Origin of the sequence: Mycobacterium sp. 23 (assembly GCF_048287075.1) — a bacterium.
Classification (GTDB): domain Bacteria; phylum Actinomycetota; class Actinomycetes; order Mycobacteriales; family Mycobacteriaceae; genus Mycobacterium; species Mycobacterium gordonae_B.
Map to the genome: position 1 here is coordinate 639,483 of NZ_JBLVUX010000005.1, position 12,721 is coordinate 652,203.

Genomic DNA, 12,721 nt, shown 5'->3' on the forward strand with positions numbered 1-12,721 from the left:
CTCGACTCGAACGATCAGGCGGGCCGGGCACGCAGCCTTGCGGGCCCTTCCAGCAGACCCGACTGTTGCAGCGCTTCCCACACAAACCGCTGCACCGGTTGGGAGCGGAAGAATCCGGTGTGACCGCCCGGGTACCAGACGATTTCGGGTTTACCCCAGTGCTTCCAGAGGCGATTGACCTGCTCGCGCGGATGCACAAGGCGATCGGCGACACCGGCATAGATGAACCGGCCCTGCATCGGCACGCGCGGGGTCAGGGACAACGGCGACACCATCCGTCCGATAGGTTCGGCCAGCCGCATCGTCCGACGGCGTGGGTCATCATCACTGAGACCCGAATGCCGACCCAGCACGTCGACCAGGTCGGCCACCGGGACACCGAGGATCGCACACGTGAGGCCGTCCTCCAGGCTGGCGACCAGCGATGCGATGTAACCGCCGAGCGACAGGCTGTTCAAGCCGATGCGGGAATCGGGCTCCTGCAGCCGGATCCACGACAGCAGCCGGCGGATGTCCCAGACGGCCTGGGCCGTCGCGTGCACATCGTCGAGCACATCCTCGCCCGGAAACACCGCGCCCTTCGGCAGGCCCCGCGCCCGGGGCCCGTGCATGGGCAGAACGGGCATCACGACGTTGAGGCCAAGCTCGTCGTGTAGCTTCCAGGCCCGGAACAGGGCCAGATCCAGTGCGGCCCGGCCCATCTCGGTCCCGTGCACACACACCAGCCAGGGCCGTGGTTGCGAGTGACGAAGTAGCAGCGCGTATTCACGGTCGTTTGCCGTGTAGCCCTGCCATCGCTGCACACCAGGTTCCCCCGGGTGCGGCGTGTAGCCACTGGTGAAGAACATGCGGTAGAACGAACGCCTGCGCCCCTTCACCTTTCGCACGGTGACATCCGAGGGCGCCGGCGACTTGACGAAGAAGCCTTCGGGCTGGTCCAACCATCCCTTGTCGCCGTAGAAATCGAGACCGGCCAGCACCTCGCGGGTGATGCGGTCGAACACTTCAGGCCGACTGACCGGGCGACGGGCCTTCAGGCCCATCAGAACGACCTCGTCGCGAAAGGCCTGCGCCGCCAGCGCCACGGTCGGCCGGGCGATGGGGAGCTCGTCGGGAGTCTGACCCAGATAGTCCCGCCATGATTGGGCGAGGTACTGCCCGGTGTGCATGAACGGCGTCGCGGCGCCGACCAGACCGCCGACGGCCGGCACGCCCCAGCCGGAGGGCTCCGGATGCTTCTGGTCGCTACTGGTGGGCATCGTCATGGCGGCACGCTAACACCGTGCCGGGACGCGGCGTAGGGACCTAGGACCCCGCCCAGGCGAGCGAAAGTCCTTGACCTGCATAGCAGATGTCCGTCGCCCGAGTGAGGACGGATGACCAGGCCGGAAAGGACTTAAGTCACTCGCGCCCCCGGTGCCGGCGTCGTAGCGTCGAAAGACGGTATTCGGCTCGGAAAGCACGGATGAGCGCTATGAACACACCGCTAGCCTCACAGGAGAGGCCGGACCTCAGCAAGATCGAGCGGCGGGCCCCGTCGGTCGCACACTTGTTCCGCAACCGCGTCGCCGCTACCCCGCACGCCGAAGCCTTTCGCTACCCACGCGACGACCGGTGGGAGAGCGTGACGTGGGAGCAGGTCGGCGAGCGCGTAAAGAACATCGCCGCAGGGCTGATCGCGCTGGGCATCGCCCCGGAAGATCGCGTCGCGCTCGCCTCCTCGACACGCTACGAGTGGGTGCTCGTCGATTTCGCGGTGATGTGTGCGGGTGCGGCCACCACCACCGTGTATCCGACGACCAACGCCACCGATGTGGCATACATCGTTGCCAACTCGGGCAGCCGCGTCGTGGTCGCCGAAAACCGGGGGCAGGTAGACAAACTGCTCGAACATCGCGATGAGCTGCCGGCCGTGAGCAACGTCGTGATCATCGACGGCGACGGCGACGGCGACTGGGTCCTGACCCTCGACGAACTGGAGCGGCGGGGCAGCCGATTACTGGCCGACTCCCCCGACGCCGTCGACGCCAGGATCGCGGACGTGGGCCCCAACCGGCTCGCCAGCCTGATCTACACCTCGGGAACCACCGGACGGCCCAAGGGTGTGCGGCTGACGCACGAGGCCTGGACCTACACCGCCGCGGCCATCGACGCGTTGAATGTGCTTGGCCCAGAGGATCTCAATTTCCTGTGGTTGCCGTTGGCGCACTCTTTCGGCAAGGTGATGCTGGCACTGCCCCTGCAGATCGGTTTCCCGACCGCCATCGACGGCAGAGTCGAGCGGATCGTGGACAACCTCGCTGCCGTACGCCCCACCGTGATGGGTGCGGCGCCCCGCATCTTCGAGAAGGCGCATGCCCGCATCGTCAGTATGGTCGGCGAGCAGGGCGGTCTGAAAAAGAAGATCTTCGACTGGGCCATCGCGGTCGGGCTGAAGGTGTCGGAAACCAGGCAAGCGGGCGAAAAACCCTCGTGGGCATCCTCACTGGCGTACCGACTGGCGGATCGCCTGGTGTTCGCCACGATTCGGGAGCGGTTCGGCGGCCGGGTGCGTTTCTTCGTCTCCGCCGCCGCCAAACTGGATCGCAACGTCGCCCAGTGGTTCGACGCGGTCGGCATCGTGGTTCTCGAGGGCTACGGCCTGACCGAGACGGCGGCGGCCTCATTCATCAACCGGCCCAACGCTTACCGGTTCGGCACGGTCGGCTGGCCCTTCCCGGCCACCGAGGTGAAGATCGCCGACGACGGCGAGATCCTGCTCCGTGGGCCGGGAGTGATGACGTCATACCACGATCTGCCGGACGCGACCGCCGAGGCGCTCGACGATGAGGGCTGGTTCCGCACCGGTGACATCGGTGAGATCGACCCCGACGGATTCCTGCGCATCACGGACCGCAAGAAGGACATGTTCAAAACCTCGCAGGGCAAGTATGTGGCGCCCTCAGCGATCGAAGTTCGGTTCAAGGGCCTCTGCCCGTACGCGGGTGAACTCATCGTCATCGGAGAGGCCAAGCCGTACTGCGTGGCACTGGTCACGCTGGACGGTGAAGCGATCGCCGACTGGGCCGCGAAGCAGGGCCTGTCCGGCATGTCCTTCGCCGAGATCGCGCGCGACGAGAAGACCCGCGACCTGATCGCGGGCTATATCGATGAACTGAACTCGGAGCTCAATCGATGGGAACAGATCAAGAAGTTCGCCATCCTCGACCGCGAACTGTCGATTGAAGCGGGCGATCTCACACCGAGCATGAAGCTGCGTCGCAAGGTGGTCGTCGACAAGTTCGCCGAACGCCTCGCGGAACTCTACGAGCCGGTCACGGCAGGGACTTAAGACCCCGATCGGAGGGCTTACGACTCTGCCCCGACCGGTTCGCCTTTCATACCGTTCATAGCGTCGGCGGGTGAAACCGCCTCGGCCGCACCAGTAGCTCAGAGAAGGGGATCTCATGCTCTCAGAACACCTCAGGCGGCTCACGAAAGCAGCAGGCCCGTTTGCCTCGGTGTATTTCGACGACTCCCACGATGCCGCCGACGCGGCCGGACAACTGGACGCCAAATGGCGCGATATCCGCGCGCACCTCGAGAATCTGGGGGCCGCCGCGGGCATCCTCGAGCGGCTGGAGGAAGCGATTCTGCACCATCAGCCGGCCGTGGGACGACGCGGCCGGGCGGTCATCGTCACGCGGGCTCAGGTGCTCATCAACGAGCAACTGATCAGCCCTCCCCCGGCCCCGATAATCCGCCTCTCGGACTACCCCTACGTGCTGCCGTTGGTCGAACGCGAAATGCGGCGACCGACTTACGTGTTCGCCGCGGTTGACCACACCGGCGCCGATGTGACCCTGTACAAGGGCCGCGCGACGAGTTCGACGATCGTCGAGGGATCCGGCTACCCGGTGCACAAACCCGCAACCGCCGGGTGGAACGGCTACGGCGACAAGCAGCACACCACCGAGGAAGCCATCCGGATGAACTGCCGCGCGATCGCCGACCACCTGACTCATCTGGTCGACGAAGCGGACCCGGAGGTGGTGTTTCTGAGTGGCGAGGTTCGTTCCCGCGCCGGCGTGCTGGCCGAACTACCGAAACGGGTGGCGGAGCGGGTGGCGCAACTTCACGCCGAAGGGCACCGCGGTGATGTCAATTACGCGGAGATCTTCCGGCTGACCGCTCCCGAGTTCGCCCGGCGTCACGACTTGGAGATGGCCGAGATCGCCGAGCGGCTCGACGCCGAGATCGGCCGTGGCTCCGGGTTGGCGGCCGACGGTCTCGTCGCGGTCTGCGCGGCGCTGCGCGAAGGCGACGTCGAGACGTTGATCGTCGGTGACCTGGGCGATGCGACGGTAGTCACCGGGGCGGCGCTCACCGCGGTGGCACCGGACGCCGACGCGCTGTCCGAATTCGGTGAACCGGTGGCGCGGGTCGCCAGAGCCGACGAGGCGCTGCCCTTCAGCGCTCTCGCCGTGGGCGCCAGGCTGGTTCGGGCGGACGACCGGCTCACACCCACCGACGGTGTCGCCGCCCTGCTGCGTTACGTCGCCACCGACCGGCTGGCCAGCACATCCGATTCGCGACAGTGACCTACACGCCGCCGCGGCGGCGTGTCGCGTCGTGCGATTCACGCTCGGCGGGCGCTAAAGAGGGGAACGACTTATGAAGCAGCACAACGAACCACCGCTGCGTGACGAAGAAATAGTGGTACCGGCCGGGCGGGTATCGATAACAGGTCACCTGACGATCCCTCAGCACCCGAAGGGTGTCGTGGTGTTCGCACACGGCAGTGGAAGCAGCAGGCACAGCCCGCGCAATCAGTATGTTGCCCGAATGCTCAACGAGGCAGGTTTCGCGACAGTGCTTTTCGACCTGCTGACACCGGACGAGGAACGCGACCGCGCCAACGTCTTCGACATTCCACTGCTGGCGTCCCGGCTGGTGGACATCACCGGCTGGCTCGCCGGCCAGCCCGATACCGCGGCGCTGGCCATCGGCTACTTCGGCGCCAGTACCGGAGCCGGGGCTGCGTTGGCCGCTGCCGCGCATCCGGGTGTCAAGGTGGCAGCCGTCGTGTCCCGTGGCGGCCGGCCCGATCTCGCGGGTCCGGCGTTACGCCACGTGCAGTCGCCCACTCTGTTGATCGTCGGCGGACGCGACGAGATGGTTCTGGATCTCAACCGCCGGGCCCGCGCGGCGATCCCCGCCGAGTGCAAGATCGCCGTCGTGCCCGGCGCAACGCACCTGTTCGAGGAGCCCGGCACCCTCGAACAGGTGGCGATGCTGGCGCGCGGCTGGTTCACCAGTCACCTCACGACGTCTCAGGACTAACCCGAAACACCTGTTACGCGGATGATTTCGGCTGCGGCCAACGCGACCACCTGCGGCACGGCCTGCTCGACCTGCGCGGTGAAACCGACGCCGTGTCCGGTGTCGGCGGCGTCTACGGCGTAGATCTGTAGCGCCTCGGGCACTCGTCCGAGTGCTTGGCCGAGCGCATAGGTGCGGCCGACGTCGATACTGTGCGAGCTCAGCGACTTCGCGGAGCTGAGCAGTTCGTCGAGGCTGCAGCAGCGGATACGGCCGCCGGTCGAGGCGGTCGTCACCGCGGCGTCGATGATCACCGCCAACCGCACTCCCGTCCAAACATCAAGCAGCGTCAGAGGATCCATGATCCCGGTCACGACTTCAACGCCCGGAAGCGCCAAATCGCCGAGTGCCGTGGCGGCAGTGACGCCCAGCCCGTCGTCACGCCGGTAGCGATTGCCGAGGCCGATCACGGCAACGGTGCCGGTCACGTGCGGTGGACGGTCAACGTCAGGAAGTGGGTCGAGCACGAAATGCAGGGGTCGTAGTTGCGAATCACCCTCTCGCACAGCGTGGTGAGTGCGGCGTCCTCGAGGTCCAGGTTGTCGGAGATCACCCGGCTGAGATCGGCTTCGATAGCCGCCTGGTTCTGCGACGTGGGTGGAATGATCGTCGCCGCGGAGACCTGCCCGTCCGCACTGATGTGGTACCGGTGATAGAGCAGGCCGCGGGGAGCTTCGCTGACGCCGTGTCCGACGCCGGGGCGGGCCGGAACGTCGACGAACGGTCGGGACGGCCGCTGATACTCGCCGATGAGCCGCAGCGCCTCGTCGATGGCGTACACGACTTCCACGGCTCGGACGATGATGCTGCGGAAGGGGTTTCGGCACTGCGCTGACAGCCCGGCGCGTCGGGCGGCCTCGGCGGCGAGCGGCGACAACGCCGATGAGTTCAGTGAGTACCGTGCCAGCGGTCCGGTCAGATAACGACCCCCATCCAGGGTCGCGTGCAGCGCAGTGGAATGCGGCACTTGCGCCTCGACGACGTGCGCCATGAAGTCGGCCACCGGAAAGGGCGGGCCGGGGCTACGCGCAATGACGCCGTTCTCGATCGCGTATTGACCGGATGCGCTCAGCGCCAACATCTCATAGTCCAGTTCGAGGTCGGGGAACTCGAAGCCGGCTACCCATTCGACGGTGGCCAGCGCGTGGTCCAGCGCCGTGCGCAGTTCCTGTGCGATGGGTTCGAGGTCCGACCTGGTCGGCACCGAATAGAACCCACCGAGACGCAGGTTGATCGGGTGGATCGCTCTGCCGCCGACGAACTCCATGAGGCGATTACCCGCCTTTTTCAGCGCCAGTCCGCGTTCGACCACCTCGCGGTGGTCACGGGCCATGCTGACGATGTCGGGATAGCCGAGGAAGTCCGGGGCGTGCAGAAGGTAGATGTGCAGCACGTGGCTGTGAATCCACTCGCCGCAGTACAGCAACCGCCGCAATGCGACGATCTCGTCGTCAATCTCGGCGCCGCAGGCGTCTTCGATCGCGTTGCAGGCGCTGAGCTGGTAGGCCACCGGGCAGATGCCGCAGATCCGCGCGGTCAGGTCCGGCGGTTCGGTATGCGCTCGTCCCCGCAGAAACGCTTCGAAAAACCTCGGCGGCTCGTAGATATTGAGCTCGACGGATCCCAGCGCGCCATCTTTGAGCGTGACATTAAGCGCCCCTTCACCTTCCACGCGGCTCAGTGTTGCGACCCGCAGCGTGCGGTCAGCCGAAGTCACTGCTTGCCCCGTTCCGCGGCGAATCGTGCCACGTTGAATGTCGAGAACACCCGGTCCACGTCGGCATCCGACATTCCGTCGCGCCGCAGCAACGGAATCAGCGTCGCGGTTCTCGGTGCGGCGGAGGGACCGAAGCAGCCGAAACACCCGCGGTGGTGCCGGGGACACAGCGCCCCGCAGCCGGCATGCGTGACCGGGCCCAGGCAGGGTATGCCGTCGGCGACCATGACGCATGTGACGCCCCGCAGCTTGCACTCGGTGCACACCGTCTTCGCCGGCAACCGCGGCTTGCGGCCGATCAGCAGGGCCGCCAGGGTGTCGAGCAACTGGCCGCGGTCGATCGGGCAGCCCTGTAGCTGATAGTCGACCTTGACGTGGGCGGAGGCAGGTGTGGAAGTCGCCAGTGTGTCAATGTATTCCGGCTTGGCGTAGACGACCGACGCGAACTCAGCCACGTCGGCGAAGTTGCGCAGGGCCTGCACTCCCCCCGAAGTTGCGCACGCTCCGATGGTGACCAGTATCTTCGACTGTTCCCGGATCTCACGTATCCGAACTTCGTCATGTTGTGTCGTGACCGAGCCCTCGACCAGCGAGACATCGTACGGCCCTGCGGTTGTCGCGCTGGAGGCCTCGGCGAAGTTGGCGATCTGCACGTGATCGGCAAGGGTCAGCAACTCGTCCTCGCAGTCCAGCAGAGTCAGCTGGCAGCCGTCACAGGACGCGAACTTCCACACCGCCAATTTGACCGGACTCATCTACAGCTCCTTCACCTGCATCAGCGGCCCCGCCACGTCGTAGCCCACGACGGGTCCGTCGCGGCACAGCAGCAGTGGACCGAGCTGGCAGTGCCCGCACCAGCCGATCCCGCATTGCATATTGCGCTCCAGTGACACCCGGATATCGTGCGGGGACATGCCTTTAGCGATCAGCTCCGCCGCGCCGAAACGCATCATCGGCTCCGGCCCGCAGAGGAAGGCGCTGGTGCGCCCGGCATCCAGGGTCAGCCGGCGCAGGGGTTCGGTCACCAGGCCGACTTCCCCTTCCCAACCCTGGGTCGCCGCGTCGACGATCAGGTGCAACTCGATCCGTGGGTCATCCGCCCACGTCTTCAACTGTTCGACGAACACGAAGTCGGCCCGGGAACGGGCCCCGACGATCAACATCAGCTTGCCGTAACGCTCACGGTGGGCCAGCGCGCCCAGGATCGCCGGTCGCAGCGGGCATAGGCCCACCCCGCCGGCGACCATGACCAGATCACGGCCCACGGCCTCGGCCAGCCCCCAGCTGGTGCCGAACGGACCCCGCACTCCGACAATGGTTCCCGGCTGGGCATCGTGCAGAGCGCGGCTGACCGCACCGACGGCGCGCACCGTGTGCGTAATGGATCCGTCCTTGACGGTCGGGTCACCACTGATCGAGATCGCCGCCTCGCCGACGCCGAATGCGTACAACATCATGAACTCTCCGGGCTCCGGCGACCGCACCGCCGAGCCGACGGGTTCCAGGCACAGGGTGGCCGAATCCGGGCTCTCCACAACGCGACTGCGGACCCGGTATGGCAACGGGTCCATCGCTGAGATGGGCGGTGTCGTTGTCCAGTCACTCATCGCCGGCCATCTTGTTCATCTCGGCCGTGATGTCTATTCCGGTGGGGCACCAGGCGATGCACCGTCCGCAGCCGACGCACCCGGACATACCGAACTGATCGTGCCAGGTGCCCAACTTGTGCGTCAGCCAGTGCCGGTAGCGCGACGCGCCCGACTGACGGACGCTGCCACCGCCGTGAATGAAAGTGAAATCGAACTCGAAGCAGGAGGCCCATTCCCGCCACCGTTCGGCGTGGTCGCCGGTCAGATCCGTGACGTCTTCGGTGCTGGTGCAGAAGCAGGTGGGGCACACCATCGTGCAGTTGCCGCAGGTCAGGCAGCGGCTGGCCACCTCATCCCACTGCGGCGATTCCCTCGAGTCGAGCAGCAGATTACGCAGATCGCCCTCCGGCATCCGCCGGCCCATCCGCTGGGCGGCATTCGCGACATCCGCACGGGCACCGGCGGTTTCGTCGTCAGTGGCCGCCCGCGTCGGCACCTCCGCCAGCACCTTGGCCCCTTCCGGAGTGCCCACCTCGACCACATAGCGGGCCGCGCTCCCACCGTCGGTGCGCTCGGTGAGCGCCAGGTCGTATCCCGGTCCCACCGCCGGTCCGGTGCCCATCGACGCGCAGAAACACAACCCACCGGGTTCGGTGCAGTTCACCGCAACCACGAAGATCCGTTGTCGGCGACTGACGAACGAGGTGTCGGGATATGCGCCACCACCCAGCACCCGGCCGAGAGTCGCGATGGCGGCGAGGTCACAGCCGCGAACTCCCAGGAACGCGTAACGCGGTGCCTCCTCGGGCTCCTCGACAGCGCTACCGTCGCGGGCGCCAGCCCATATCCGCTGGCGCGGCGGGTGCAAAAACTGTTTCCACGATTGCGGCCCGGCCGAATGCCCGAACGCCGCGTCGTCGTCGCGCCGGCGCAGGCTGTAGTGTCCCGGACTCACCTCAACACCCCAGCCACGGGGCAGCTCACTCGCCGACTGCAATTCCGCGAGCACAATTGCGTTGTCCCGCAGCGTCGGACCGACGACACGGTAGCCGCGTTCGATCAGCACCTCGACAAGGCGGTGCAATCCAGCGGTATCCAGGAGTCCAGCGCCGACGTCTCCCCCGTCTCCGGTCATCAACCAATCATCCGTCCACGTCGGCAGGGGCTGTCAACCGCTGGCAGCCGTAATTCGCCGCCACTTACCGGGCTTCCGAATCGGCCAACCACTCCACCGTGTCCGACAGCGCCCGGCGCGGCGTCGCCGGCAGCGGGTCCGCATTGATGGGAGCCCAGCCCACGCGGAACAGCATCTGGGGATAACTTCTGTTGTCGAACACGTCCGCGCGGACGGCGGCCCTGGTCTCCTCGATCTCCAGCGGTTCGGTGACCGGGCAACTCGCCAACCCCATCGCCGTCGCGGTCAGCAGCACCACGCTGGTGGCCTCACCGGCGCGCAGCTGCGCCAGGCGGTCGTCACTACGGGTGCCGAGCGCGAGGACCACGCCGTTGTCGTCCTCCGCACAGACATCGGGAGTCATGGCCAGGGCGGCACTGGCGAACTGGCGGCTGGGTATTGCCGCGGCCGGGTCCGGTGTCGGCGCGTTGCGCGCCGGAACACCCGCGGACGACGCGTGCCGGCCGCTCCAGGCGGTGAGTTCGGCCAGGTAGTCAGGATCCGCCGCGTGCGCTGACACCGATTGGTGGACAACGGCGCTCAACATGCCCATCGATTCCACCCGATGCAGCGCCACCCCCATGCGAGCGGCACGGGCGGTCATCAGCGCGACATCACCGACCGGCACCGGCCAGAAGCTGTAGTGGCGCCGGTCTGTTCGCCGCCGGGGCATCGCCGCAGCCAACATGATGTCCAGCTGGTCGGGTGCCTGCGGAATGAACTCTACGGCGGCAAGGTGATTGGGCTCGGCCGGGTTGGGTAGCCGGGACACCTTGGCCTGCCACCCCACGGCGGCCAGGGCGACGACGCAATGATTCAGCGCGGCACCGCAACTGAGCATCAGGTCACGCCCGTCTGGATCCGTATGAGGCAGCTGCCGGCTCGTGTCGGAGTAGAGGTGCAGGCTGGACGTGTCCACCCGCCACCGCCAGGGTTGGGTGTTGTGCACGGACGGCGCCCGAGACGCCAGCGTGAGGACTGTCCGGATGGTGCCTTCGTCCGGGGAGTGTGCGCTCATCCTTTGCGTTCCTTTCCACCTAGGTCTTGTCCACGTAGGTCTTGTCCACGTAGGTCTTGGTTCAACCAAAGCGTGATCCGGCTGCCGATACGAGGGCATGCCGTCCTTTGTCGGCGGGACTTTATGCCTCTGGTGGCGTTGTACCGTCGGGTGCTCACGCAGCAGCGGCGAGCGTGACTTCGACGGAGAGGTGCTCGCCGACCGCGTAGACCGCCGGCCAGTCGCCCGCCTGCGCAGCCCGCGCCAGGTCATCCACCAGCGGGCTTTCGACGCCCAGTTCGGCCAGCCACGCCGAGACCGTCGGTGCGATCTGGTGACCCGGCACGTCGACCGCGCGGCCGTCGTGCAGCCGGTCGGTGACGTGGTAGATGTTCAGGGTCACAACGGCGGGCCGACTCAGCCAGCCCAACGTGAAGTGATCGGTAGCGAGTAACCAGAAGTTCGTCCGGAAGTTCGACTTCGTCCGAAAGTTCGACATTATGGCCTCCTCGATCAGCCTTGGGTCAATCTGACCAGGAGCGCAGCACAGCCAATAGGGCCCAACGGAATCGTCCCGTAGTGCTTCGGTCGTCCGCTGGGCGTGCCGAAGTCCCAGGCGACAAGGCCCTTCGTCATGGGCCCGCGTGGGTCAAACGTCCCTAGCCCGGCACTGCGCGTTTGCGCTCCGCCAACCGGCCTGCGATCGAAGTGCCGCCGATCGTGATCAGGGCACCGAGAATCAACGCCGCCGCCTCACCCGCCGCGAACAGGCGGCGTTCGGTGCCGATCGTCGCCGCCGCCACCGGTACGCCGAGTTGTGCCGCCGAGATCACAGCAAGCGTCAGCGGCTGGCCCAACACCCTTGCCGCGCAATGGGCTGACAACGCTCCCACTCCGAGGCCGATCCCCAGCAGTACGAACTTCGGGTGTGCGACGAGCTCACGGACCTGCAATGAGGCACCCAGCCATACGAAAAACAGCGGGCTGAAGAACCCTTCGGTGATGCCGAACAGTTGTCTGGCCAACCGCCGCGGCTCACCGACGGCCGCGACTGCCAGGCCTAAAGCAAAGCCGGACAACATGATCGACACGCGGGTGGTGACGGCGACTGCCGCCAGCGCGAAGAGCAACAGGAGACTGGTCCGCAGTTCCAGGGCCAGCCGGTCCTTTTTGGAATGGGTGTGCAGTCGTTGCAGCAGCCCGCGCCGATCGAATTCCCGCAGTACTACGAAAATGGCCACCGCGCAGGCGGCGATCGAGAGCCCGCTGAGCGCCGCTACCAGCGCCCGATCCGGCTCAATCGCCAACGGCAGCAGCAGAATGCACGCACAGTCCGCCACCGCGATCTGCGCGGAGACCAGCAGAACCGCAGACGCCCGTGACTGCAGAGACTGGATTATCGGCAATGCCAGGGCCGCTGAGGACGAGGCCATCAGTACCGCATAGAGCGCCGCATGGCCGTTGCGGAACTCGAAGGCGAGCAACAATCCGAGAGCCGCCGCGACGGCGCCCACCAAGCCGGCGCGCGCCCCGGCCAATGGCAGCGCGGAGCGCATCTGCAGGCCACGGCCCGGAATCTGGGTGCCGACGACGAACATCACCAGGGCAAAGCCGATGTTCGCGAGGAATTGCAGCGTAGGGTCGCCGACATCGATGATCCGGAAACCGGTGTTACCGACGACGAGCCCGGCGAGCAACTCACCGATGACCACCGGAATCCGCAGCCGGGGTACGGCAGCCAGCAAGGGACCGGCGAACCCGATGGCTGTTACCAACGCCAACGTGGCAAAGCCGAAACCATGCATGTCATCCGACCTTCAGGACCCGCGGCACGAGGTTATTCTGCACCGATCTGCGACCGGCACGGCGTCGGCTGTCGGGTG

General features: G+C 66.5%; 11 protein-coding genes and 1 pseudogene. 3 read left to right on the forward strand and 9 right to left on the reverse strand.

The window, feature by feature from the left end:
• Window positions 1-14: 14 nt before the first annotated feature.
• Window positions 15-1,259, reverse strand: coding sequence for an alpha/beta hydrolase family protein (locus tag ACNQS7_RS04265; protein WP_418015876.1), 1,245 nt, complete (start codon window positions 1,257-1,259; stop codon window positions 15-17).
• A 215-nt stretch (window positions 1,260-1,474) separates the two neighbouring features.
• On the opposite strand from ACNQS7_RS04265, the gene ACNQS7_RS04270 reads away from it, so the two are divergent.
• The 3 genes and pseudogenes from ACNQS7_RS04270 to ACNQS7_RS04280 form a co-directional block, all read left to right on the forward strand.
• Window positions 1,475-3,331, forward strand: coding sequence for an AMP-dependent synthetase/ligase (locus ACNQS7_RS04270; RefSeq protein ID WP_418011568.1), 1,857 nt, complete (start codon window positions 1,475-1,477; stop codon window positions 3,329-3,331).
• 115 nt (window positions 3,332-3,446) lie between these two features.
• Window positions 3,447-4,580: a hypothetical protein gene (locus ACNQS7_RS04275; RefSeq protein ID WP_418011569.1), complete on the forward strand. Its 1,134-nt coding sequence runs from the start codon at window positions 3,447-3,449 to the stop codon at window positions 4,578-4,580.
• Window positions 4,581-4,668: 88 nt separating this feature from the next.
• A pseudogene (locus ACNQS7_RS04280) lies at window positions 4,669-5,322 on the forward strand (dienelactone hydrolase family protein); the annotation flags it as partial.
• Here the strand turns inward: ACNQS7_RS04280 and ACNQS7_RS04285 are convergent.
• From ACNQS7_RS04285 to ACNQS7_RS04320, 8 genes are all read right to left on the reverse strand, one after another.
• Complete coding sequence (locus tag ACNQS7_RS04285; RefSeq protein ID WP_418011570.1) at window positions 5,319-5,789, reverse strand: hydrogenase maturation protease; 471 nt, start codon at window positions 5,787-5,789, stop codon at window positions 5,319-5,321. The pseudogene ACNQS7_RS04280 and the gene ACNQS7_RS04285 overlap by 4 nt on opposite strands.
• Window positions 5,786-7,078 (reverse strand): Ni/Fe hydrogenase subunit alpha, encoded by a 1,293-nt coding sequence (locus ACNQS7_RS04290; protein WP_418011571.1) that lies wholly within the window; start codon window positions 7,076-7,078, stop codon window positions 5,786-5,788. The genes ACNQS7_RS04285 and ACNQS7_RS04290 overlap by 4 nt, the downstream gene beginning before the upstream one ends.
• Entirely contained in the window at window positions 7,075-7,833 is a 759-nt protein-coding gene (locus ACNQS7_RS04295; RefSeq protein WP_418011572.1) for an oxidoreductase, read from the reverse strand. The genes ACNQS7_RS04290 and ACNQS7_RS04295 overlap by 4 nt, the downstream gene beginning before the upstream one ends.
• A complete protein-coding gene (locus tag ACNQS7_RS04300) occupies window positions 7,834-8,685 on the reverse strand; it encodes an FAD/NAD(P)-binding protein (RefSeq protein WP_418011573.1) in 852 nt (283 codons plus the stop codon). It lies immediately after the preceding gene.
• Window positions 8,678-9,802: a 4Fe-4S dicluster domain-containing protein gene (locus ACNQS7_RS04305; RefSeq protein ID WP_418011574.1), complete on the reverse strand. Its 1,125-nt coding sequence runs from the start codon at window positions 9,800-9,802 to the stop codon at window positions 8,678-8,680. Before ACNQS7_RS04305 ends, ACNQS7_RS04300 begins: the two co-directional genes overlap by 8 nt.
• 64 nt (window positions 9,803-9,866) lie before the next feature.
• Window positions 9,867-10,859 carry an Acg family FMN-binding oxidoreductase gene (locus tag ACNQS7_RS04310; RefSeq protein WP_418011575.1) on the reverse strand — a complete coding sequence of 331 codons (993 nt, stop codon included), beginning with the start codon at window positions 10,857-10,859 and terminating at the stop codon, window positions 9,867-9,869.
• A 154-nt stretch (window positions 10,860-11,013) separates the two neighbouring features.
• Window positions 11,014-11,337 carry a hypothetical protein gene (locus ACNQS7_RS04315; RefSeq protein ID WP_418011576.1) on the reverse strand — a complete coding sequence of 108 codons (324 nt, stop codon included), beginning with the start codon at window positions 11,335-11,337 and terminating at the stop codon, window positions 11,014-11,016.
• 160 nt (window positions 11,338-11,497) lie between these two features.
• A complete protein-coding gene (locus ACNQS7_RS04320; protein WP_418011577.1) occupies window positions 11,498-12,643 on the reverse strand; it encodes a cation:proton antiporter in 1,146 nt (381 codons plus the stop codon).
• Between the last annotated feature and the right edge of the window lie 78 nt (window positions 12,644-12,721).

Excerpts from the sequence above, each read along its gene's own strand:
- ACNQS7_RS04300 (WP_418011573.1), bottom strand. The coding sequence starts at position 8,685 with ATGAGTGACTGGACAACGACACCGCCCATCTCAGCGATGGACCCGTTG.
- ACNQS7_RS04320 (WP_418011577.1), bottom strand. The coding sequence starts at position 12,643 with ATGCATGGTTTCGGCTTTGCCACGTTGGCGTTGGTAACAGCCATCGGG.
- ACNQS7_RS04275 (WP_418011569.1), top strand. The coding sequence starts at position 3,447 with ATGCTCTCAGAACACCTCAGGCGGCTCACGAAAGCAGCAGGCCCGTTT.
- ACNQS7_RS04310 (WP_418011575.1), bottom strand. The coding sequence starts at position 10,859 with ATGAGCGCACACTCCCCGGACGAAGGCACCATCCGGACAGTCCTCACG.
- ACNQS7_RS04270 (WP_418011568.1), top strand. The coding sequence starts at position 1,475 with ATGAACACACCGCTAGCCTCACAGGAGAGGCCGGACCTCAGCAAGATC.
- ACNQS7_RS04315 (WP_418011576.1), bottom strand. The coding sequence starts at position 11,337 with ATGTCGAACTTTCGGACGAAGTCGAACTTCCGGACGAACTTCTGGTTA.
- ACNQS7_RS04305 (WP_418011574.1), bottom strand. The coding sequence starts at position 9,802 with ATGACCGGAGACGGGGGAGACGTCGGCGCTGGACTCCTGGATACCGCT.
- ACNQS7_RS04295 (WP_418011572.1), bottom strand. The coding sequence starts at position 7,833 with ATGAGTCCGGTCAAATTGGCGGTGTGGAAGTTCGCGTCCTGTGACGGC.
- ACNQS7_RS04265 (WP_418015876.1), bottom strand. The coding sequence starts at position 1,259 with ATGCCCACCAGTAGCGACCAGAAGCATCCGGAGCCCTCCGGCTGGGGC.